Here is a 20,946-nt window from a genome sequence, read left to right as displayed (position 1 = left end):
GGCGGTTACGCCAGCCCCTGTGCGCCCAGCCAGTCCGCCGCGATCTGCTTCGCGGGAAGTTCGTCGTTGACGCTGCGCGCGTTGAGCTCGACGAGGTCGGCCGGCTGCAACGCTGCGCTCACCGCGTTGATGATCTCGGCGGCGCCCTCGTCGACGCGATCGCTCACAATCGGAACCACGTGGGACGCGAGAAAGATGCCTTTGGGGTCGGCGAGCGTCACGACATCGCCACTCGAGAGCGAGGGGTCGGCCGAGTAGATGTTGGCGAGCTGAATATCGTCGTCTTGGAGCGCCTTGAGTGTCAACGGCCCGCCGCTGTCCTCGATCGGTGTGAACTTAACGCCAGCGACCCCATACACGCTCGCGAGCCCGGCTGGGCCGTACGGCCGCGACTCGGCCTCGGAGTTGGCACCGAGCGTGATCGGCCCGGTGACATTCGCGAGATCGCCGATGGATTCGAGCTGCCACTCCTGTGCGAAGGGGGCGGTCACGACGTACGAATCCTGGTCGGTCGCGGGCGACTGCTCGAGGGCGCGCAAGCCCTCCGGGGTGGCTTCCTTGAGTGCCGCGTAGACGTCCTCGGAGGTGCTGGCCTCGGTATCCGGCTGCCAAAACTGCAACAGATTTCCCGTGTACTCAGGCATCAGGTCGATCGTGCCCGCCTCAAGTTCGGGCAGGTACACCTCGCGTTGACCGATGCGCAGTTGCCGATCGACTTCGTACCCGCCGGCCTCGAGCGCCTGCGCGTAGAGCTCGGCGATGATCTCGTTCGAATAGTAGTCCTGTGACCCGATGACGAGTGGTGCGGTCGCATCACCCGATCCGGAGTCGCTAGCGGTCGCCAACGGGTCGCTCCCAGAGCAGCCCGCGAGCGTGAGGGCCAGGGCGGCCGTGACGGCGAGTAGGGTGGTGAATTTGTGGCTCATTATCGTGCGGCCTCTCTGATCGGGTGAATAAGCGCGGTGTGGTTCGTGCGGCGCGAAGCGACCCGCTGCATCGCGCCGAGTAGCAGGTCGATCGCAAGCGTCAGCGCAACGACAAGGAGCGCCCCAGCAAGCATTTGCGGGTAGTCGCGGGTCTTGAGTCCCGCAAACAGGTAGCGGCCCAGCCCCACGTCGGCGACATAGGCAGCCAGCGTCGCGGTCGATACAATCTGCAGGGTTGCGGCACGCACGCCGCCGAGGATCACGGGGAGGGCGAGCGGCAGCTCGGCCTGCATGAGCACCTGCCACGGGGTCATGCCGATCGCGGCGGCCGCGTCGGGCACCGCTGGATCGATTGCTTGCACCCCGGAATAGGCTCCGGCGAAGAGCGACGGGATCGCGAGGATGATGAGCGCGATGAGCGGGGCCTCGATCCCGATTCCGAGCGCGAGTGCCAGCAGTGTCAGCAGTCCGAGCGTCGGCAGCGCTCGGGCGGCGCCCACGATACCGCCCACGAGCGCGGCGCCTCGGCGAGCGTGGCCGATGGCCGCCCCCGCAGGGAGCGCGAGCAGGGCTGCACCAAGGAGGGCGACCGCGGTGAGGCCCAGGTGCTCGGCCGTTCGAATTGGGATGGATCCGGATCCGCTCCAGTGGGCCGGGTCGACGAGCCAGGCGAGCGCTTCGCCAAAGAGGTTCATGCGTTGGCCGATCCGGAGCGTGCGAGTGCGCCAGCACGCTCCTGCTGTCCGGCTGCGGCCCGGGCCCACGGGGTTAGGAGCCGCCCCGCGAGTACGACCGCGAGGTCGAGCACGACCGCCAGCAGCACTGTCGCGATGACGCCCGTCCAAACCTCGCCCGCAATGCCGCGTTGAAAGCCGTCGGTGAGGAGCGACCCCAGGCTGGGCACGCCGATGAGCGCGCCGATCGTGACCAGGCTCACCGTCGACACCACGACGACGCGCAGCCCAGAGACGAGCACCGGCACCGCGAGTGGCAGATCGACCCGCCAGAACATGGCCTGCGGGGAGTGTCCGAGGGCGACCGCGGCGGTGCGCACCTGGGGATCAACCGCAGCGAAGGCGTCGGCGGCGGTGCGCACCAGCAGCGCAACGCCGTAGATCGTGAGCGCGGTGACCATCGTCTGCCACGAGCGCAGCGGCACGCCCAGCACGGCGGGCACGATGATCAGCAGCGGCAGCGCGGGGATCGCGTAGGCGAGACTCGCGGCCGACAACAGCGCGCCGCCTATGCGCGGGCTCTCGAACGCGAGCCGGCCGATCGGCACCGCGATCACGAGACTCAGGGCGATCGCGGGCAGGCTCAGCGCGAGGTGCGAGGCCGCAAGACCCGCGACCTGCTCCCAGTTACTCAGCCACCAGCTCACTGCGTGAGCACCCCCACAGGGGTGCCGTGCTCGTCAATCGCGACCGTTCGGCCCTCGACCACACGCGTGTGTAGCTGCCGATCGGCCAAGTTGGCCCCCACAAAGTCACGCACAAAGTCGGAGGCGGGGGCGGCCAGCAGTTCGGCCGGGGTGCCGCGCTGGGCAATGTGCGCGCCACGCTCGAGCACGACAATCTCGTCTCCCACCCGCATCGCCTCGTCGACATCGTGAGTGACAAACACGATCGTCTTGCCGAGCTCGGCCTGCAGTCTCATGAGCTCGGCCTGCAGCTCACGGCGCACGATGGGATCAACCGCGCCGAAGGGCTCGTCCATGAGCAGAATGTTGGGGTCGGAGGCAAGCGCTCGGGCCACCCCAACCCGCTGTTGCTGCCCGCCCGACAGCTGGGCGGGGTACCTCGCGCCGAGGGCTCGGTCGAGCCCAACGAGGTCGAGGAGCTCGGCGGCTCGCCTGCGGGCTGCCGTCTTGGGTTCGCCGGTGAGCCGTGGCACCGTCGCAATATTGTCGAGCACGCTGCGGTGCGGCAGCAGGCCGCCCTGCTGCATGACGTACCCAATAGAGCGTCGCAATTGCACAGCGTCGCGGGTGCGCACGTCTTCGCCATCGATGAGCACCCGGCCGGAGCTCGGGTCGACCATTCGGTTGATCATGCGCAGCAGCGTGGTCTTTCCAGATCCTGAAGAACCGACGAGCGCGACGACGCTGTGCGACGGCACCTGGAGCGAGAAATCGTCAACCGCGAGGGAGCCGTCTGGGAAGCGCTTCGATACGCTCTGAAACTCGATCATGCTGGGCACCTCCTTGATTGGTGCGGGCCTTGGTGCACCAGCCTAGTGTTGTGGTCGCGGCGGGCGCGAGTCATTCACAGGGTCTTTCCTGGGACCGGCAGCCGGTTACGGCGGCCTCGTGCCCAGAGCAGTACACACGGCGCGGGCTACACTCGGTGGGTGATTTCCTCCCCCGCTCCGCGCCCCGGCCCGACGTTTTTTATCGGGCGAACGATCTTGGCGCCGTATCTGTGGCTCAGGTATCGCCCCCGGGTGTCTGGGCGTGAACACGTGCCAATGGCAGGGCCGGTGCTCCTCGTGAGCAATCACCTATCGGGTCTCGATACGATTCTGATTCCGTCGTTTTCCCCGCGCAAAGTGCAGTTTCTTGCGAAGGCTTCGCTATTTCGGTCACGCCTGGGCGGCTGGTTCTTTCGCGAGATCGGGGCGATCCCCGTGCACCGAGATGTCTCGGCCGCCGCACAGGGGGCGCTCAATGTCGGGCGCGAGGTGCTCGTAGCTGGCAGTGTGTTCGCGGTGTTTCCCGAGGGCACCCGCTCACGCGACGGGCGGCTGTACCGCGGCCGCGCCGGTGCCGCCTGGCTCGCGCTCGAGACTGGCGCCACGGTTGTCCCCGTTGGGCTCGTCGGCACGGGCCGCCATCTAAAGAATCCCGCTACGGGGCGACCGGATCGCGTCGAGCTGCGCTTCGGGGCGCCGGTGCCGCTCACCGACCTGGCCGTGCTGCCCGCCGGGCAGGCCCGGCGAGAAGCGACCGAGCGCATTATGTCGGCCATTGCCGAGCTGACCGGCCAGGAGCGCGTCGACGAGCACGCCTCTGGAGGAAGAGACTTCTAGCATTCCCGTCGGCGTCGGAGCACAATGGGGGCATGGACGCTGACGTCATCATTGTGGGGGCCGGTCTCGCCGGTCTTGTGGCTGCTCGTGAGACCGCCGCGGCCGGGTTACGCACCATCATCGTGGATCAGGAGGGCCCGCAGGACTTTGGCGGGCAGGCCTGGTGGTCGTTTGGTGGACTCTTTATGGTCGATACCCCCGAACAGCGCCGCTTTGGCGTGCGCGACTCGTTTGACCTCGCGTGGCAGGACTGGCAGGGCAGCGCGCAGTGGGATCGCAGCGCGCACGCCCCGGGCGGCCCCGCCAGCTCGGCGAACACGGGCGAGGACACGTGGGCTGAACGCTGGGGGCGCGCCTACGTCGAGTTCGCGGCGGGCGAGAAGCGTTCGTGGATCAGGGAGGCCGGCATCGATCTCACCCCGGTCGTGGGGTGGGCCGAGCGTGGCGACCTGACCGCCACGGGGCACGGCAACTCCGTGCCCCGCTTTCACGTGCCGTGGGGCACGGGAACCGGCGTGATCCGGCCCTTCACGGATGCCGCTGAGCAGGCCGCCGAGCGCGGTGGCACCCAAATTTTGCACCGGCACCGCTGCGATCACCTGATTGTGGAGGACGGTCGGGTGGTGGGCATCAGCGGCACTCGACTGGCGCACAGCTCGAACGCGCGCGGGGCCCCATCAAGTCGCGAGGCTGTGGGCGACTTCGAGCTGCGCGCAAGTGCGGTCGTCGTGGCGAGCGGCGGCATCGGCGGCGATCACGAGCTGGTGCGCAAGTTCTGGCCCGAGCGGCTCGGTACCCCGCCCGCGCACATGGTGACGGGCGTGCCCGCCTACGTGGATGGCCGCATGATCGACATCGCGGGCGAGGCAGGCGCGCGACTCGTGAACCGCGACCGTATGTGGCATTACACCGAGGGCATTCGCAACTGGAACCCCGTGTGGCCGGGCCACGCGATACGCATTCTCCCCGGGCCGTCACCGCTGTGGCTCGACGCGCTCGGTCGCAGGCTCCCGCTGCCCGGGCTGCCGGGACATGACACGCTCGGCACGCTGCGGCTGCTGCGCACGGATCCGGATCTCGCGGTTCACGATCACTCGTGGTTCGTCGTGACGGCGCGTATGGCCGCGAAGGAGTTTGCGCTGTCGGGCTCGGAACAGAACCCCGACCTCACGAACCGCGACAAGAAGCTCCTCGTCAAGACCCGCTTGGGAAAGGGTGCGCCGGGGCCGGTGCAGGCGTTCATCGACCGCGGCAAAGACTTCGTGACCGCACTGTCGCTGCCCGAGCTGGTGGCGAAGATGAACGGGCTGACCGACCAGCCGCTCCTCAATCCGGCGCACGTGGCGCGGGTGGTGCGGGAGCGGGACGCGGAGGTCGCGAATCCGTTCTCGAAGGACGCGCAGATGATGAGCATTCGCAACTCGCGGCGGTATCTCGGCGACCGGCTCACCCGCACGACCGCGCCGCACCGGATCCTCGACCCGGCGGCCGGGCCGCTCGTGGGCATCAAACTGCACACGCTCACGCGCAAGAGTCTCGGCGGCATCCAGACCGACCTGGATTCGCGGGCGCTCGATGCTGACGGCCGGCCGGTTCCCGGGCTCTACGCCGCGGGCGAGGCGGCGGGGTTTGGTGGCGGAGGTGTGCACGGCTACAACGCGCTCGAGGGCACCTTCTTGGGAGGCTGCCTGTTTTCGGGGCGGGCCGCGGGGCGGGGCGTGGCGAGGGACGTGAAGTAGCCGGAGTGACTGGCCGCGCGGGCCGCGGGCCGGGATCCGATCCCCCTACAACACAAATGTGGCCCGTACACATGATGTGCACGGGCCACATTGCCTACGAGGCCACCGAGCAGCCTCGTAGTCCTGTATAGAACGGACTCGTCTAGAGCAGTCCTGCGCGCAGTTCTGCGGCCGACTTCGGCGACAGCAGCCCGGGGGCGATGTCGAACGGTGTCTTTGCACCGTGGTCGCCCGTCTTCGCGAGGCGCGCGACGGCGCGGGCGTAAGCCACGAGCACGCTCGAGGTAAACTCGGGGTTTGAATCCAGCTGGAGGCGGTACTCGATCGACTGCTTCGTGCCGGGTGAGCTCTCGCCGCTGCGAATCACGAACCCACCGTGGGGCATACCCGAGTGGTCACGCGCCAGCTCCTCGGCCGACACAAAGTGCACGGTCGTGTCGTAGGGCTCGAAGTAGTTGGGCATCGTCACGATTGCCTCGCGTACTGCCTCGGCATCCGCACCCTCCTCGAGCACCACGAAGCACTCGCGCGTGTGCTTCTCGCGGGTCGTCAGTTCGGGCCGCTCCCCCGCACGCACGCGGTCGATGGCGTCCTCCGCGGGCAGCGTGTACTGCGCGGCACCGGCCACGCCCGGGATGCGGCGCACCGCATCAGAGTGACCCTGGCTGATGCCACGGCCCCAGAACGTGTAGGTCTCACCCTGCGGCAGGATCGCCTCGCCATACAGGCGGTTGATCGAGAACAGGCCCGGATCCCAACCCGTCGAGATGACGGCGGTAGTGCCGCCCTCGGTCGCGGCCGCGTCAACCGCCGCAAAGTGCTCGGGAACGAGCGCGTGGTTGTCGAAGCTGTCAACAATCGAGAAGCGCTTCGCGAGCTCGGGGCTCTGCACCGGCAGGTCACTCGCGGAGCCGCCGCAGAGCACGAGCACGTCGATCTCGTCTGCGTGAGCATCAATGTCTGCGAGGGCGTAGACGGGGGCGTCGCCCAGGGGGTCGAAGCTGCCCGGATCACGGCGGGTAAAGATGCCCGCGAGTGAGAGGTCAGCCTGAGCCGAGATGGCGGTTTCTACTCCGCGGCCCAGGTTGCCGTAACCAACGATTCCGATGCGGATAGTCATCAGCGTTGCCTTTCTTGCGTGCGCGATCTGCGCCAAGCGCTGATGCGAGTGTATGCGGGCTGTGTTACGCGCAGGTCACAGGAGTGTTCGCATCTCGAAAAATCAACAAACGCTCAGGTTGCGCCGCGTGCGACACTGCCCGCACCACCGGTACCGGCTAGCGTGCGGAGGCAGGCAGACCGCAGACTCGGTCAAACGCCCAGGTGTAGACGACTGTAAACACCAGGAAGAACACGAGCAGCCCACCCTCGATCATGAGCCCCTCCCAGAGGCTTACGTTCAACAGAAACGCCACGAGCGGCACCGTGAAGATGAGCACGCCGCCCTCGTAGCCGAACGCGTGCAGTGCACGCGACCAGGCGCCGCGGCCGCGCATTCCGCGCCGGCGCTCGAACGCCTCGTACATCATGTTCCACACGTAGTTCCAGGTGGTGGCGGTCACGGTCACGAGCACCGCGGTGAGCGTCGACTCTCCCCCTCCGTGCCCGAGCAAGGCACCCAGCACGAAAATCGTGAAGAGCAGGCTGAAGCCCTCGTAGCCGACTACAAAGGCGATGCGGCGCAGTACAGGAGCGTCATTGAAGAATCGTGCGTCGCGGGGCTTTGAGTGCACCATCGCGGTCGCAATCTGACCGGTGGCGGTCGCGACCCGGGAGGCAGCGGATGTCAGGGCAATCTGCGCCGTCGAGAGGGCCTCTTGCGCTGTGGCGAAGACATCCTGCGCAGCCATTGAGGCGTCGGACTGAGGGGCAGCGTGCGCGGGCACGGCGGGGTTGTGGCCTGGGGCGGTCACGGGTATCACTCCATAGATACAAGATTTTGCGGCAGACACTCTGGGTCACACTAGAACGCGAAAATCTCGGTAATTCGAGTATAACGACACTAATTCAGTCGTCAAATCATGATTTCGATACTGAAACCGCAACAACTACGATATTGACAACATCATTGACTCAATGACCAAACGTAGCTCCTGCGAAGAACCATAACACCGCCGCAGGAGCAACAGGCCCCACTATTCTGCACCGCAGAAGCTGCGCTCGCCCCCACCGATGACCGAATGCTTATGTACCGCAGTAACTGATGAACCTGCGTGCGCCCGCCGCGGGAGGCTCGGCGAGTCGCTCGAAGCCCGCGCGCTCATGTGCGGGGTCGGTCACGGCAGCAAGCATCTGTTCAAACGGTCCTAGGTCCCCCGCGGTGGCAGCGGCAAGCGCCTCATCGAGCAGCGCGTTGCGGGCAACATACAGGGGGTTCGCTTCGTTCTCCGCACGCATCGAGAGCGTGTAGTCACCGTGCTCATACTCGATCCGGGTCAGCGTCTCGGTTGCGCGCTGCACCACTTCGGCATCGCTCACCACGCCCGCCCCGAGCCCGAGCCTGTCGCGCATGCCATCGGTCCACGCCGAATCGTAGGCGGGGCCGAAGCAGGCCAACACGTCGCGGGCCGCCTCGATGGCTGCCTCAGACGCACCGTCTGCGTCAGCGCCTGCCTCGGTGTACTGCCCACCAGCGGCCTGCCCGACAGCGGCCTTCCTGCCAGAGACCTCCCCCGCGATTAGCGGCAAGAGCGCCTCAGCGAACCGTGTCAGGTTCCACAGCGCCACGCTCGGCTGCGCCCCATACGCGTAGCGCCCCTGCCGGTCGATCGAACTGAACACGGCTGCGGGGTCGTAGCGGTCAAGAAAAGCGCAAGGCCCGTAGTCGATCGTCTCACCAGAGATCGTCATATTGTCGGTGTTCATGACGCCGTGCACGAACCCCGCAAGGGTCCACCGCGCAATGAGTGCCGCCTGGCCCGCGACGACGTGGTCCAGCAGTTCGAGTGCGGGCGTCACGGAGGCGACGCGATCCGGAGCGTGGCGTTCGAGCGCGAAGCTCACGAGCCGCGCAAGCAGATCCGTATCGCTAGTGGCCCGCGCGTACTGGAACGTACCGACGCGTAGATGGCTCGCGGCCACGCGCACGAGTACCGCGCCGGGCACGAGGTCACCGTCGCGCTCGATGCGCCGCCCGGTCGAAATCACCGCGAGCGCCCGGGTCGTGGGGATGCCGAGGACATGCATCGCCTCGCTCACGAGGTACTCTCGCAGCATCGGACCGAGGGCCGCGAAGCCGTCGCCCCCGCGCGAGAACGGGGTGGGTCCAGATCCTTTGAGATGTACGTCGAGTAGGGTGCCGCGCGAGGTGCGCAGCTCGCCCAGGAGCAGCGCACGGCCATCCCCGAGCCTGGCCGAGTAGCTGCCAAACTGGTGCCCGGCATACACCTGCGCGACGGGCTTCGCCCCGCTCGCGAGATCGTTGCCGAGCAGCGCGCGCACGCCCGCCTCCGTGCGCAACGCCTCGGGGTCGAGCCCCAGTTCGCGCGCGAGCGGTTCATTCAACACGGTGAGCTGAGGATTCGCGGGCCGGATCGACTCCCACGGCACCCCCAGCTCAGGGAACGCGTCTGCGAACGCGCGCTCGAGGGGCAGCGGAATGCTGGATGATCCGGTCATGCTCCCAGGGTACGCCCGTACCTCGAGGGCATCTTCAGTGCCCTGTCGTTACGCCTGCAGCTGCAGGGTCGTAATGCAGGTGGGGTCTTGGTCGCCGGTGCGCACAACCTGTTCGCCGCTCACTCCGCCGGCCGTCACCTCGATGCGAAACTCCCCGTCGCGCGGTAGCCAGAGCCCCACAAAGCCGTTGTCCTCGGTCTGCGTGGACTGCTCGAGCACCACCTCGCCAGTTGCGACGTTGGTAACGCGAAGCTGCACATCGGCAGCCTGCATCTCGCCGACGCAGGAGGTGGGAACGTGGAACTCGCACGGGTGCGTCTGCGTTTGGTACGGCGCGAGTGAGAGGTAGAACTCATCGCCCGAGAGCGGCAGCGATGTCTCGTCCGTGGCGCCAGGTTGCAGGCGCACCTCGGTCGGCAATACCGAAACCGTGAAGCCCTCGGGGCGATCCGCGACAGGCAGCGCTTCCAGGCCTTCGACGAGCGCTTCGGGCTCGCTTGCCGAGAGTCCGAGACCGGCGAGCGTCTGCTCGATCGACGCGGCGGGCTGTTCTGTTGACTGCTCTGCATTCTGCCCCTGGCCGTCGACTGGGGCGGTCGCGCATCCGGACAGGGCCAAGGCTGCGGCGCAGGCCGCGATCCACAGGGTACGAGTTCTCATGGGGGTCAGTCTGGCACCACAGCCGTAAAAGAACTTGAGCCCGGGATTCGCAATGAATCCCAGGCTCAAGAGGCGCGCATCACCCTAGATGATGCTGCGGCCTTCCTTCTTCGCTTCCTTCGCGTCGCGCGTGAACGCGCGCACGATGTAGGTGAGCGTGCCAGCGACGAGCACCGGCCAGGCGAGTACGTACAGGGTCAACCAGAACGTTGAGCTCATCGGTTTACTCCTTCCAGTTCGGGGGCTTCCGCCGCCGAATCGTCTTGGGTGGTGTCTGCGCCAGCGCCGTCAAAGTCGCCGGTGCGCTGCTTAATGAGTTCGAAGTCGAAGCTCCTACCCCGGTTCAGCATCGTGATGCCCACACACACCAGGGTCGAAACCGCGTACGCCACGAGCGACCCCGCGAGCACCGGGTAGGTGTGCAGGAATCCAATTCCGAAGGGTGCGACCGCGACGATCGAGACGCCGCCAATGATCAGGGCGGCTCGTTTCCCGAAGAATCCGAATGCCATAAGGCCAAGCACGACTCCTACGCCAATCACCGACAGGACGTCGACGAGCACACCGAACGCGCCGTCGAGCGGCAGCCATTCGAAGCGCACCGGCACGAAGATCGCGAGAGCGACGACCACAGCCACGCTGAACGCAACGTTGGTGACGCGCCCCCAGTAGAAGCTTGCGATGACGGGGAACACGAGGGCGCCCCACATGGCACCTACGAACACGAGCAGGTCGAGGATGTTGAACTGGATCGACGCGAACCCGAGCGCCGCCGCGGTGGCGACAATCATGGTGATGCGTCCCACGAGCACCATCGTGCGCGGGTTCGCCCCCTTCTTCCCAGCAATGTTCTGGCCGTACACGTCGGCCATCATGATGGACGCAAGAGCTGTCATATCGGCGTCAGCGGTCGATGATAGCGAGCCGATGATCATCACGAAGAACACGCAGATCAGCACGGGGCCCAGGTAGGTGGCCGCCATCTGCGGGATCAGGTTGTTGACGTCGCCGCCCATGGGCTCGATGCCGGCGTAGAGGGCGATCACTCCAAGCATGCCGATTCCGATGATGGTGGCACCGTAACCGACCGTCGCGGTAATGAACGTCTTCTTGATGAGGTCCTCGCGCACCGCGAACAGGCGCTGGGCGATGGTCTGGTTGCCGATCGCGTAGGCCAACACCGCCGCAATGTAGGGCGCACCCTGGTTGAAGAATGCGTCGGAAGAAAAGAAGTTGCGCTGTTGGGGCGTCAGGTTCTCAGCGCCCGTCTCGAAGAGACCGGGCCCGCCCGCCGCGAAGAACACGACCGGGATGATGATGGCAACAGCGCCAAGCATCGCGATGACCTGCGCGAAGTCGGTGAGCACCGACGCGCGAAATCCCGACCACAGCGTGTACAGCAGCACTCCCGCGGCGATCGCGATGATGCCCTGCGTGAAGCTGAACGGCGACAGCATCGAGATCAACGCACCACCCGCGATGAGGTTCGAGGTGAGGCTGATGAGGCTGCCGAGCACGTTGGAGCCCGCGAGCATGAGCTGGCTTGAGCGCCCGTGGCGGGCAAACATAACCTCGGCGATCGTGTGCGCTTTGGGAGCGACCTTCCTGATCCGGCGCCCAAAGGGGTAAATCAGCAGGATCATGAGCGCGCCCCAGAGCCCGTAGTGAATGGGTCCAGAGATGCCGTAGGTGTAGCCGGACGTGGCCGACGCGTACATCGATGCGGCCCAGATCCAGGTCGCGGTCATGGATGCCGCGGAGATGCCGAATCCGATCTTGCCGCCGCCCGTCATGTAACCGTCGGCGTTCTCCTTTTTCTTGGAGATGCGGATCGACATGTACAGGCTGCCACCGAAGAACAGCAGCATGAGGGCCACGGTGACGGGGCCCGAAAGGAGTTGGAAGTTTTCCAAGTGAGTGTCTTTCTATCTCGTCGTGTGCGCCGCGCTCGAAACGAGCTGCGCGCGCCTGCTAATGCGAGAGAAAGACGCTAGGTAGGTGCGAGGTGAAAGAACCGTCGCGTGAAGTTGGTGAGCGGAGCATGCCAGGAGAAACGTGTCTGGTACAGGGGCGTCATCTATTCCTTTCGTCGGGCGGTACGGACAAACCAGGGCCGCGGTGACGAAACAATGACGCACACGAAAAGCCCGGGGTGCTGCTCCTTACTAGCCGGATCGGTGCCACACGCTCGAATGAGCAATGCGGACCGCAAAATGTGAGTGAATTCCCAGCATATCAAAACAGCGCGCCAGTTGCAGAAGGCCCACTCGCCGGTGTATGAGCACCGGAGTGTCGCGGCGCGATATGGTGGGAGCCACCGAGCTCCGCTTCTCTCACGCACAGGAGTGCCTCACTATGAATACCGAAGCCGCCCGCCGTACCCGCCAAACGGCCGCCGTCGCCGGAAGCCTCATTGTCGTGGTCGTGATCATATGGATCGACGTCACCACCGCTATCTGGCAAGAAGTTGTCATTCTCTCGGGACTTGCGGCCGGACTCGTCACGTTCCTGTTGACCGTGGTCGTGCTTGATCGGGTCCTTGCCAACAACACGGCACGGCGATGGGCGCCCATTAACCGGCTTGCGGTCACCGAGTTTCTCCATGCGATCGTCGATGACGATGCGAGCGAGATCGCCCACGGTCGATTCGTGCCGCGCTCACTCGGCCTTCCCACCCAGCTGCAGCCCGAGTCACTCGCCACCCTTCGCGATCAGGTGGTGCAGGAACGCCGGGCACTCTCGGACGCACTGAGTCGGTGGACCAGCTTCTTGGCTTCGAGCGGTGACAACGAGGACATCTTGCTGCACATTGCCGACATCGCCCTACACCTCGACCTGGTGCGAGATGCCGCACTCGAGGCCGAGCTACGCGGCGACGCGAACGCCCTCAGTGAGCTGCGTACCGCGGTTTCACTGTGCAATAAGCACTCGGCCGCGCTGGTTGACGAACTGCGCGGCCGGCTCGCCGTGCCGTCGAAGCTGGCTACAGGATAAAAATAATACCGACCGCGCTCAGAATGATGCCGGCGATCGCGAGCCCCTTGCCGGTACCCGTGGTGGCACTCTTGTTGGCGCCGATGATCGAAAGCACGAGCCCTGCGGCTCCAGCACCCAACCCGAAGATGAGGGGCAAAAATATCGACACGAGGCCGACAATGAAGCCCGCCGTCGCCAGACCATTCGACGCTCCAGTGCCCACGACCTGCTGCTGATACTGCTGCTGGTAGGGCTGCTGTGCGAACTGCTGCGGCTGAACATACTGCGGCTGCGCGTACTGCACTTGTTCGGGCTGGGCGTACTGCGGGTTCACCTGCAGCTCGGTCGACCCGGCCACTTGTTCCTGGGGCTGGGCGTACAGTGCCTGAGCCGATTCAGGCGCCTGAGGAGCCTGAGGAGCCTGAGGAGCCTGAGGAGCCTGGGGAGCCTGCGTATGCAGAGTCCACTGCGCGCCGTCCCAGTAGCGCACGACCCCCATGCTGTCGGGGTACCAGCCAGGTGCGACGTTCATGCGACTCCGTTCGAGCAGTTTCGTGTACGCCAATCAGACACACGATGCCCAGGCTATCGCAGCCCATATCGCTGTCGAGTGGTGGCAGCCGTGCGGGAACACGGGGAGACCCCATATGGTTGACCCAACCATACCCAGCAGGGGCACCCAAGGGAGGGTCTATCGTGGACGATCACACGCATCATCACCAGGACACTGCTGGCGAAGCGTCCCCGCCCCTCGGCCACGACATGCACGCCGGTCACAAGATGAGCGGTCACGACGATCACGGCGATCACGGCGATCACGACGGTCACGACGATCACGACGATCACGTAGCGCAGTTTCGCCGCCTGTTCTGGATCATGCTCACCATCGCCGTGCCAACGGTGCTGCTCTCGGGCATGTTCTCGATGATCGTGGGCTACACACTCCCCGACGTTCCCGGCCTCACCTGGGCCTCCCCCGTGCTGGGCACCCTGATGTACGTGTGGGGCGGCAAGCCATTCCTCACCGGTGCGGTTAGCGAGATCCGGGCCCGCAAGCCGGGCATGATGCTGCTCATCGGGTTGGCCATCACAGTCGCGTTTGTCGCCTCCTGGGGTGCGAGCCTCGGCCTCATTCATCACGAGCTCGACTTCTGGTGGGAGCTCGCGCTTCTGATCGTAATCATGCTGCTCGGCCACTGGATCGAGATGCGTTCGCTTGCCCAAACCACCTCGGCACTCGATTCGCTCGCAGCGCTGTTGCCTGATGTCGCAGAACGTGTCAGCGCGGGCGGCGAGGTCGTCACGGTCTCACCCGGCGAACTCACGGTGGGTGACGTCGTGATTGTGCGCCCCGGCGGCAGCGTGCCCGCCGATGGCAGGGTCATTGACGGGCGTGCGTCCATGGACGAGTCCATGGTCACGGGCGAATCCCGCACCGTCACCCGCGAGTCTGGTGATCAGGTCACCGCGGGTACTGTCGCCACTGACTCGGGTATCCGCGTCGAAATCACCGCGACGGGCGACGATACGACCCTCGCCGGCATTCAACGCCTCGTCTTGGACGCCCAGAATTCTTCGTCCCGCGCGCAGCGTCTCGCCGATACTGCGGCTGGCTGGTTGTTTTGGTTTGCGCTCGGCGCGGCCCTCATTACCGCAGTCGCGTGGACGCTGGTGGGGCTCCCCGACGACGCGGTCATTCGCACCATCACCGTGCTCGTCATTGCCTGCCCCCACGCCCTCGGCCTCGCGATTCCACTCGTCGTCTCAATCGCGACCGAGCGCGCGGCCCGCGGTGGCGTGCTTATCAAGGATCGCCTCGCGCTCGAGAGCATGCGCACCGTCGACACCGTGCTGTTCGACAAGACTGGCACGCTGACCCGGGGCGAGCCAGTGGTCACGCATGTCGATTCGGTGGCTGGTTTTGATCCGGATCAAGTGCTTGCGCTCGCCGCGAGCGCAGAGTCCGACAGTGAGCATCCGCTCGCCAAGGCGATCGTGCGCGCCGCGGCGGAGCGCGGGCTCCATGTGCCCCGTAGCACGGAGTTCACGTCGTCCCCCGCCGTCGGCGTCACCGCAGTCGTCGCGGGGAGCCGCGTGCGCGTGGGCGGGCCGCACCTGCTCACCGAGGAGGGAGCTTCCGAGCTAGCCATCGCCGACACCTGGCGAGAGACCGGGGCGATCATCTTGCATGTCGTGCGTGACGGCGCCGTGATCGGAGCGCTCAGTTTGGCCGATGAGGTGCGACCCGAGTCACAGCAAGCGATCGACGCGTTGCACGCGCAAGGCGTCGAGGTCGTCATGATCACGGGTGATGCTCTCGCGGTCGCTCAGACCGTCGCCCAAGAGCTAGGTATCAGCCGCGTGTTCGCGGGCGTGCGCCCCGAGAACAAAGCAGCCAAGGTGCTCGAGCTGCAGCACGAAGGGCGGCGCGTGGCGATGGTGGGCGACGGTGTAAACGATGCCCCCGCGCTCGCGCAGGCCGACGTCGGGCTCGCGATCGGCGCGGGCACCGATGTCGCGATCGCGTCGGCGGGCATCATCCTCGCGAGCGACGACCCGCGCTCGGTGTTGTCGGCGTTTCAGCTGTCGCGTGCGGCCTACCGCAAGATGAAGCAGAACCTGTGGTGGGCGGCGGGCTACAACCTGATCGCAGTGCCGCTTGCGGCGGGTGTGCTCGCGCCGGTCGGGTTCGTCCTGCCCATGTCGGTGGGCGCAGTGTTGATGTCGATGTCGACGATCGTAGTCGCCCTCAACGCGCAGCTGCTGCGCCGGCTCGACCTGCGGCCCGAGGTGAGCGCGCGGGTGTAAGGCAGTCCTTCTGGCCGATCGAGGGGCTTCGCTTCGCTTCACTCGTTCATCCGTTCGTCCCTTCGCAAAATATGCGCGAGGAGTTCCGCCTTTGACTGCTTCTACAGCGGAACGTCCCCCGCATTTTTGGTGAGTAGTGGGCGCCCACTACCAGTACTCCCCGTGAGCGCGTACCGATGGGCAGGCTATGGTCAGGATCGGGCACCTGCTTACCGACGAAGGGAGTTGAGATGTCTGGAAAAGATCGCGGTCAGAAGACCACCAAGAAGCCCGCAAAGTCGACGCTGAAAGAGAAGCGCGCGGCAAAGCGAGGCAAGACTGAAGAATCAGAAATCGCTCAGGCTACAAAGCGCTAGCCAGTGAGCTGATCACACTAAGTGTCGTGCTGGCCGGGCTCCTCGCCCGGCCAGCACTCTTATGTGCGGGGCGTCCTCGCACAGATGAAATATCTGCTCGCCGTTCGCCGTTGTGTTCATTAGACCCGACGAAAGCGAGCGCGCATGGCTGAACAGCCCACCCTCCAGCCCTCCACCGTGACCGATGCCCGGCTCACGCGCGCCGCCGAAGACGCCGCTGCGCGCGGCCTCGCCGTCGAGTTCATCACGCCCGAGAGCACCGGCCGCCCCACCGCCGATGACTTCGGGGGCGCCCCGATCGTCAAGACCATCGTGGTGCAGCGCGGCGACAGCTTCGTGTTCGTGCTCACCCCACTCGACGCGCAGTTCGGGTGGCCGCCGCTGCGGGCGCACCTCGGCGTCAACCGGCTGTCACTGCCCGACGCCGACACCGCGTTTGAGGCGACCGGCTACCGGCGCGGAACCATCACGCCTCTGGGCGCCACCACGGCGTGGCCAGTCGTGCTCGACAAGAGCCTCACGGGTCGGACGATTGTGTTAGGTGCGGGCGCCGCAGGTGTGGGCGCGAGACTTCTCGCTGACGACCTCGTCACTGCATACGGCGCGTCGGTTGTGGATCTCAGTTCGGGCAATTCTGCCTGAACTGAGCAGTAGCATGGCCTGCCACCCGATCTATGGCCTGAGAACCTGCAGGAACGCCTCCACATCAGCGGCCATATCCGTTTCAGGGTTAATCATCCACGCGGTCTGCAATCCGTCGGCAAGCGCATGGGCGGCGCGCATGATCCACAACGGATCGAGATCCGCACGAATTGTCCCTTCCTGCTGCGCCTCCGTTACCGCACCGAGCGCAACCGCCTGCATCCGCTCGGTGCGTTCTTGAAAGAAGGCGTGCGCGGGATGATCCGGATCGCCAGCATCGGCAGCAAGATTTGCATACAGCCGCACTAGGCCGGGCACCTCGGCGTTGTGTCTGATCACCGCCAAGAATGCTTCGATGAACCCCCGGCCCGCGTACTCGCGGGTGTCCCGTTCATCACGGGCCTCGAGAATCGCGACGAACAGTTCGTCCTTTGAACCGAAGTAGTGCAGCAGGCCCGCCGGGCTCAGTCCCGCAGCCTCGGCGATCTCGCGCACCGATGCCTTCCTGTAGCCGAGCTCCGCAACGACGGCGAGCGCAGCGGCGAGAATCTCCTCGCGCTTTGCAACACCCTTTGCGTATGCTCCCCGTCGTGCCATTTCTTCAGGGTACTCGGTGAAATTAAAAACCAAACGCTATTCGTGAATCACTTGATTTTCTGCACTCCGGGTGGCACCATTGCAGGTAAATTCCGAACACTGTTCGGCATTATTCGGTCCGCTCAATGAGGAGCAAGCATGTCCGTCCCCCCGAATGACCCCCAGCATCAGATCGCCCCGACCGGGCTGATCTCAACAGCCCCGCCCAACGCGGGCGAACCTGCCGCGAGCCCGCCGGCAGGCAAAGCGCTTCTACCGAGCATGCTCGTCTCGACCTTCACCCTCTTCGCGCAACCGCTTGTCGGCGCCATCAGCGATCGCACCCGGTCACGGTTTGGTCGTCGAGCCCCGTGGATGGTGTTGGGTGCCATCGTCGGTGCGATTTTCCTGTTCGCCATGGGGTCCCTCACCGACATCCTGTGGATCACCGTGAGCTGGGTCATCATCCAGGTCGCCCTGAACTTCGTGCAGGCGCCCCTCACCACGATCACGGCCGACCGCTTTCCGCGCGCAAAGCGCGGCACCGCGAGCGCCATGATCGGTCTCGGCACCCAGCTCGGCATGACCGTCGGTGTCATGCTGGCGGCCTCCCTCGGCACGATGGTGGGCATCGGCTACACCACCTTTGGTGTGCTCGTACTTGTCGTCACGGTACTGTTCGTGCTGGTCAACAAAGATTGGTCCTCGAAGGAAGCCGCGGTCGATGCCTTCAGCTGGGGCGGGTTCTTTAAGGGCTTTTGGATCAACCCGAAGAGACATCCCGACTTCGCGTGGGCCTTTGCCGCCCGCTTCCTCCTGATTCTCGGCTACTTCGTTGTCTTTGCCTACCAGCTGTACCTGCTGCAGGACTACATCGGCATGACGCTCATACAAGCCCAGGGGGCAAGCGTCACCCTGACCCTTGTGGCCCTCGTGCCCACCCTCATCGCGATCGTCCTGTCTGGCTGGTGGAGTGACCGGGCGGGTCGCCGCAAGAGCTTCATCTATGTGGCGTCGGCGGTCATGGTGGTGGGGCTCGCAATGCCACTTCTGATGCCCAACATGACGGGCATGATCGCCATGAGCGTTATCAACGGCGTGGGCTTTGGCCTCTACATGTCGGTCGATGCGGCGCTCATGACCGAGGTGCTTCCGAGCGAAGGCACTGCCGCGGGCAAGGACCTCGGCATCCTCAACGTGGCCACCAATATTCCCCAGGCGATGAGCCCCGTCATCGCGGCCACAATCATCACGTCGCTCGGCGGCTACCCGTCGCTGTTTATCTTCGCGATCGTGTTCGTCGCGCTCGCCGCCGTCGCGATCGCGAAGATTCGAGGCGTAAAGTGACGACCCCAAGAACAGAAAAGGATGTGGTTGCCGTGACCGACGAGTCAAGCCAGGGTGCGCACGAGTTCGTCGAAACACAGACCCTCGCGGGCCGCGTGCGCGGGCGGTGGCGCCCGACCACCGACTCTCGCGGCAACCCCCGATCCGCGGCGTTCTTAGGGATCCCGTTCGCTGAGGCCCCCGTGGGCGCGCTGCGTTTCGCGGCGCCCGTACCCAAGTCTCCCTGGGAAGGGGTGCGCGACGCCCTCGAGTTCGGGGCATCCGCGCAGCGCGGCGACCCTGGCATCACCCTCATCCCGGAGCCCAGCGTGCCGGGCGACAGCACGCTTAACGTCAACGTGTTCACGCCCAGCCCCGTTCCCGCGAGCAGCGGCACGGGCCTGCCGGTGCTCGTATGGATTCACGGCGGTGGCTTCTTCGCGGGCTCCCCCGCGAGCACTTGGTACGACGGCCGCAATTTCAACCGCGACGATGTCGTGACCGTCACCATCTCATACCGGCTTGGCTTTGACGGCTTCGGTTGGATCGAGGGCGCCCCGCACAATCGGGGCGTGCGCGACTGGCTGCTCGCGCTTGAATGGGTGCAGCAGAACATTGCATGCTTTGGGGGAGATCCGGATCGCGTCACAATTGCTGGGCAATCAGCTGGTGGCGGCGCAGTGCTCACCCTCCTCGGAATGACGCAGGCACAGCACCTGTTTCACGGCGTGTACGCGGTGTCTGGCGCGCTCGCTGATATCTCGGAAGAGCGCGCGCGGGCGTTTGGGCGCACCATGGCTGCGGCAGCAGGTGTCGAAGGGACTCGGGCTGGGTTTGCTTCGGTGTCCGAGGATCGCCTCTTGGAGCTCCAGAAGAAGGCCACCGCCATGACGCCTGCTTCAATGGGCAAGATCATTGAAGAGGGTCTCCCGCTCGGGCCCTGCATCGACGGGGATCTGATCTCAGCGCCGACCCGCGAGTCCTTGCGGGCGGGCGTCGGCGCAGACAAGCCAGTCGTCATGGGCACGACCGACGACGAGTTTTCTATGGCCATGGAGCACTCCGCGAAGACGCTGCGCTGGGTACCGCGCGGAATTCTGCTCGGCAAGCTCGGGGTGCCGAAGGCCCGCCGTGCTGCCTACCTCGCCGCCAACGCCGATGTCGTCGCGAAGGGCAAGGCCCGACTGGCGGGCCGTGTGCTCACCGATCGCATGTTCCGCACCGCCGTTCTCAACATTGCGGCCGACCGTGGTGATGCCCCCACCTGGCTGTACCGGTTTGCCTGGCCCTCGGGGCAGTTCGGGTTCGCCGAGCACTGCCTCGACGTGCCCTTCTTCTTCGACTGTCTCGACGGGCCCGCCATGGAACCGCTCGCCGGGCCCGCTCCGCCGCAGGGGCTGGCAGACGAACTGCACGCCGCGGCGGTCACCTTCATCAAGACTGGGGATCCCGGTTGGCCGAGAACGGATGATCAAGAGACCGCGCGGGTGTGGGATACGCCGAGCCGCGACATGACTCACGCTTACGCTTCCGTGGAGGCGCTGCTGTGAAGCCCAAGCGAGAGTCATTGGCCGGTCCCCGGCAGCCCCGCGACCGACGTCTGCTCTGGATCGGCGTGATCCTGCTCGCGCTCGTCGGTGTGCAGACCATTGCGGTCGCGTCGAACCCCGAGAGTCCGTGGACGCAGGGCATCGATGAGATCTGGCGCGCATGGGTTGGCGTGGGCCCCGATTCAGGCGCATACACCTGGCTCGTTCCCGTGTTCTTCCAGTACCTCGGTCAACTCCCCGGCATTGTCTCAGTGTTCCTGCTGCTTCCCCTGGCGCTTTTCCTCGTGGGCAGGTGGCGTAGCGCCCTTTATGTCATGGCGGTGCAAGTCGCGGCTCCCGGGCTCGTGTCCCAGGTCCTCAAGAACACCGTGAATCGTCCACGCCCCGAAGCCGACGATGCGCTCGGGCTCTTCGGGCCACTGTTCCATGTCGACCACGGCTCGTTCCCTTCGGGTCACGCCACAAGCGCGGGGGCGCTCGCCGTGATCCTGATCGCCCTCATCCCCCACGCGACCCGGGCCCCGACCATCGCACTCTTCGTGATCAGCGCGTTCTTGATTGTGGGCATGGTCTGGCAACGCACGCTCGTCAATGCCCACTGGATCACCGACGCAGCCTCGGGCGTCATGGTCGGCGCCGGCGTCAGCCTCGTGCTGTGGTGGGCGTTCGAACCGTGGCTGCGGCAAGACCGCGGACGAAGGCCCTGGTTCATGCCCAAACAGATCGACGCCTAGCTATCTCA

General features: G+C 65.6%; 21 protein-coding genes. 9 read left to right on the top strand and 12 right to left on the bottom strand.

The annotated features are described in order from the left end of the window. Nucleotides 1-5: 5 nt before the first annotated feature. The 4 genes from C795_RS0108595 to C795_RS0108580 are packed head-to-tail and all read right to left on the bottom strand — an operon-like array spanning nt 6 to nt 3,116. A complete protein-coding gene (locus C795_RS0108595; protein ID WP_017793346.1) occupies nt 6-926 on the bottom strand; it encodes an ABC transporter substrate-binding protein in 921 nt (306 codons plus the stop codon). After that, nucleotides 926-1,621, bottom strand: coding sequence for an ABC transporter permease (locus C795_RS0108590; RefSeq protein WP_017793345.1), 696 nt, complete (start codon nt 1,619-1,621; stop codon nt 926-928). The genes C795_RS0108595 and C795_RS0108590 overlap by 1 nt, the downstream gene beginning before the upstream one ends. Further along, nucleotides 1,618-2,307 carry an ABC transporter permease gene (locus C795_RS0108585; protein ID WP_017793344.1) on the bottom strand — a complete coding sequence of 230 codons (690 nt, stop codon included), beginning with the start codon at nt 2,305-2,307 and terminating at the stop codon, nt 1,618-1,620. The genes C795_RS0108590 and C795_RS0108585 overlap by 4 nt, the downstream gene beginning before the upstream one ends. Continuing rightward, nucleotides 2,304-3,116: an ABC transporter ATP-binding protein gene (locus C795_RS0108580; protein ID WP_017793343.1), complete on the bottom strand. Its 813-nt coding sequence runs from the start codon at nt 3,114-3,116 to the stop codon at nt 2,304-2,306. Before C795_RS0108580 ends, C795_RS0108585 begins: the two co-directional genes overlap by 4 nt. A 252-nt stretch (nt 3,117-3,368) precedes the next feature. Between C795_RS0108580 and C795_RS0108575 the strand changes: the two genes are divergently transcribed. Together C795_RS0108575 and C795_RS0108570 are read left to right on the top strand one after the other, a co-directional pair. Beyond that, a complete protein-coding gene (locus tag C795_RS0108575) occupies nt 3,369-3,953 on the top strand; it encodes a lysophospholipid acyltransferase family protein (RefSeq protein WP_269570014.1) in 585 nt (194 codons plus the stop codon). 32 nt (nt 3,954-3,985) lie between these two features. Beyond that, nucleotides 3,986-5,692, top strand: coding sequence for an FAD-binding dehydrogenase (locus C795_RS0108570; protein ID WP_017793341.1), 1,707 nt, complete (start codon nt 3,986-3,988; stop codon nt 5,690-5,692). Nucleotides 5,693-5,834: 142 nt separating this feature from the next. On the opposite strand, the gene C795_RS0108565 is transcribed toward C795_RS0108570, so the two are convergent. From C795_RS0108565 to C795_RS0108540, 6 genes are all read right to left on the bottom strand, one after another. Further along, entirely contained in the window at nt 5,835-6,812 is a 978-nt protein-coding gene (locus tag C795_RS0108565) for a diaminopimelate dehydrogenase (RefSeq protein WP_017793340.1), read from the bottom strand. Nucleotides 6,813-6,969: 157 nt separating this feature from the next. Further along, the gene (locus tag C795_RS0108560; RefSeq protein ID WP_017793339.1) at nt 6,970-7,605 is read right to left on the bottom strand and encodes a PACE efflux transporter; all 636 of its coding nucleotides are present in this window, start codon (nt 7,603-7,605) and stop codon (nt 6,970-6,972) included. Between the two features lie 271 nt (nt 7,606-7,876). Continuing rightward, entirely contained in the window at nt 7,877-9,310 is a 1,434-nt protein-coding gene (locus C795_RS0108555) for a protein adenylyltransferase SelO (RefSeq protein ID WP_017793338.1), read from the bottom strand. A gap of 48 nt (nt 9,311-9,358) precedes the next feature. Continuing rightward, nucleotides 9,359-9,970, bottom strand: coding sequence for a CueP family metal-binding protein (locus tag C795_RS15630; RefSeq protein ID WP_157487042.1), 612 nt, complete (start codon nt 9,968-9,970; stop codon nt 9,359-9,361). A gap of 84 nt (nt 9,971-10,054) precedes the next feature. Next, entirely contained in the window at nt 10,055-10,189 is a 135-nt protein-coding gene (locus C795_RS17555; RefSeq protein ID WP_017793336.1) for a putative transporter small subunit, read from the bottom strand. Then, entirely contained in the window at nt 10,186-11,838 is a 1,653-nt protein-coding gene (locus C795_RS0108540) for a sodium:solute symporter family protein (protein ID WP_051053785.1), read from the bottom strand. The genes C795_RS17555 and C795_RS0108540 overlap by 4 nt, the downstream gene beginning before the upstream one ends. Nucleotides 11,839-12,325: 487 nt before the next feature. Between C795_RS0108540 and C795_RS0108535 the strand changes: the two genes are divergently transcribed. Then, entirely contained in the window at nt 12,326-12,964 is a 639-nt protein-coding gene (locus C795_RS0108535) for a hypothetical protein (protein WP_017793334.1), read from the top strand. On the opposite strand, the gene C795_RS17425 is transcribed toward C795_RS0108535, so the two are convergent. Next, nucleotides 12,954-13,478: a DUF2510 domain-containing protein gene (locus C795_RS17425; protein WP_083879189.1), complete on the bottom strand. Its 525-nt coding sequence runs from the start codon at nt 13,476-13,478 to the stop codon at nt 12,954-12,956. The two genes, C795_RS0108535 and C795_RS17425, sit on opposite strands and share 11 nt — an antisense overlap. 230 nt (nt 13,479-13,708) lie before the next feature. On the opposite strand from C795_RS17425, the gene C795_RS0108525 reads away from it, so the two are divergent. The 3 genes from C795_RS0108525 (at nt 13,709) to C795_RS0108515 (ending at nt 16,752) form a co-directional block, all read left to right on the top strand. Next, nucleotides 13,709-15,754: a heavy metal translocating P-type ATPase gene (locus tag C795_RS0108525; protein ID WP_083879199.1), complete on the top strand. Its 2,046-nt coding sequence runs from the start codon at nt 13,709-13,711 to the stop codon at nt 15,752-15,754. Between the two features lie 230 nt (nt 15,755-15,984). Beyond that, nucleotides 15,985-16,110 carry a hypothetical protein gene (locus C795_RS17695; protein ID WP_017793331.1) on the top strand — a complete coding sequence of 42 codons (126 nt, stop codon included), beginning with the start codon at nt 15,985-15,987 and terminating at the stop codon, nt 16,108-16,110. Nucleotides 16,111-16,254: 144 nt separating this feature from the next. Then, entirely contained in the window at nt 16,255-16,752 is a 498-nt protein-coding gene (locus tag C795_RS0108515) for an aminoacyl-tRNA deacylase (RefSeq protein WP_017793330.1), read from the top strand. A 30-nt stretch (nt 16,753-16,782) separates the two neighbouring features. Here C795_RS0108515 and C795_RS0108510 read toward each other — a convergent pair whose 3' ends face one another. After that, nucleotides 16,783-17,349 (bottom strand): TetR/AcrR family transcriptional regulator, encoded by a 567-nt coding sequence (locus C795_RS0108510; RefSeq protein WP_026139551.1) that lies wholly within the window; start codon nt 17,347-17,349, stop codon nt 16,783-16,785. Between the two features lie 138 nt (nt 17,350-17,487). Here C795_RS0108510 and C795_RS0108505 point away from each other — a divergent pair, with 138 nt between their 5' ends. From C795_RS0108505 to C795_RS15620, 3 genes are read left to right on the top strand one after another with little or no spacing between them, the layout of a single operon-like run. Then, the gene (locus C795_RS0108505; RefSeq protein ID WP_017793328.1) at nt 17,488-18,675 is read left to right on the top strand and encodes an MFS transporter; all 1,188 of its coding nucleotides are present in this window, start codon (nt 17,488-17,490) and stop codon (nt 18,673-18,675) included. A 32-nt stretch (nt 18,676-18,707) separates the two neighbouring features. Further along, nucleotides 18,708-20,204, top strand: coding sequence for a carboxylesterase/lipase family protein (locus C795_RS0108500; protein WP_017793327.1), 1,497 nt, complete (start codon nt 18,708-18,710; stop codon nt 20,202-20,204). After that, nucleotides 20,201-20,938, top strand: a complete 738-nt coding sequence (locus tag C795_RS15620; RefSeq protein ID WP_017793326.1) for a phosphatase PAP2 family protein — start codon at nt 20,201-20,203, stop codon at nt 20,936-20,938. Before C795_RS0108500 ends, C795_RS15620 begins: the two co-directional genes overlap by 4 nt. Nucleotides 20,939-20,946: the final 8 nt, after the last annotated feature.

It is taken from the genome of Leucobacter salsicius M1-8, from assembly GCF_000350525.1.
GTDB classification, from domain to species: Bacteria; Actinomycetota; Actinomycetes; order Actinomycetales; family Microbacteriaceae; genus Leucobacter; species Leucobacter salsicius.
Note: the sequence above shows the minus strand (reverse complement) of the source record. Positions and strands in the feature narration are given on the sequence as shown.

Bases quoted from the DNA above. Each gene is read 5' to 3' on its own strand.
- C795_RS0108595 (WP_017793346.1), bottom strand. From the start codon at position 926: ATGAGCCACAAATTCACCACCCTACTCGCCGTCACGGCCGCCCTGGCC.
- C795_RS0108590 (WP_017793345.1), bottom strand. From the start codon at position 1,621: ATGAACCTCTTTGGCGAAGCGCTCGCCTGGCTCGTCGACCCGGCCCAC.
- C795_RS0108580 (WP_017793343.1), bottom strand. From the start codon at position 3,116: ATGATCGAGTTTCAGAGCGTATCGAAGCGCTTCCCAGACGGCTCCCTC.
- C795_RS0108570 (WP_017793341.1), top strand. From the start codon at position 3,986: ATGGACGCTGACGTCATCATTGTGGGGGCCGGTCTCGCCGGTCTTGTG.
- C795_RS0108565 (WP_017793340.1), bottom strand. From the start codon at position 6,812: ATGACTATCCGCATCGGAATCGTTGGTTACGGCAACCTGGGCCGCGGA.
- C795_RS0108555 (WP_017793338.1), bottom strand. From the start codon at position 9,310: ATGACCGGATCATCCAGCATTCCGCTGCCCCTCGAGCGCGCGTTCGCA.
- C795_RS15630 (WP_157487042.1), bottom strand. From the start codon at position 9,970: ATGAGAACTCGTACCCTGTGGATCGCGGCCTGCGCCGCAGCCTTGGCC.
- C795_RS17555 (WP_017793336.1), bottom strand. From the start codon at position 10,189: ATGAGCTCAACGTTCTGGTTGACCCTGTACGTACTCGCCTGGCCGGTG.
- C795_RS0108540 (WP_051053785.1), bottom strand. From the start codon at position 11,838: ATGCTGCTGTTCTTCGGTGGCAGCCTGTACATGTCGATCCGCATCTCC.
- C795_RS0108535 (WP_017793334.1), top strand. From the start codon at position 12,326: ATGAATACCGAAGCCGCCCGCCGTACCCGCCAAACGGCCGCCGTCGCC.
- C795_RS17425 (WP_083879189.1), bottom strand. From the start codon at position 13,478: ATGAACGTCGCACCTGGCTGGTACCCCGACAGCATGGGGGTCGTGCGC.
- C795_RS0108525 (WP_083879199.1), top strand. From the start codon at position 13,709: ATGCACGCCGGTCACAAGATGAGCGGTCACGACGATCACGGCGATCAC.
- C795_RS17695 (WP_017793331.1), top strand. From the start codon at position 15,985: ATGTCTGGAAAAGATCGCGGTCAGAAGACCACCAAGAAGCCCGCAAAG.
- C795_RS0108515 (WP_017793330.1), top strand. From the start codon at position 16,255: ATGGCTGAACAGCCCACCCTCCAGCCCTCCACCGTGACCGATGCCCGG.
- C795_RS0108510 (WP_026139551.1), bottom strand. From the start codon at position 17,349: ATGGCACGACGGGGAGCATACGCAAAGGGTGTTGCAAAGCGCGAGGAG.
- C795_RS0108505 (WP_017793328.1), top strand. From the start codon at position 17,488: ATGTCCGTCCCCCCGAATGACCCCCAGCATCAGATCGCCCCGACCGGG.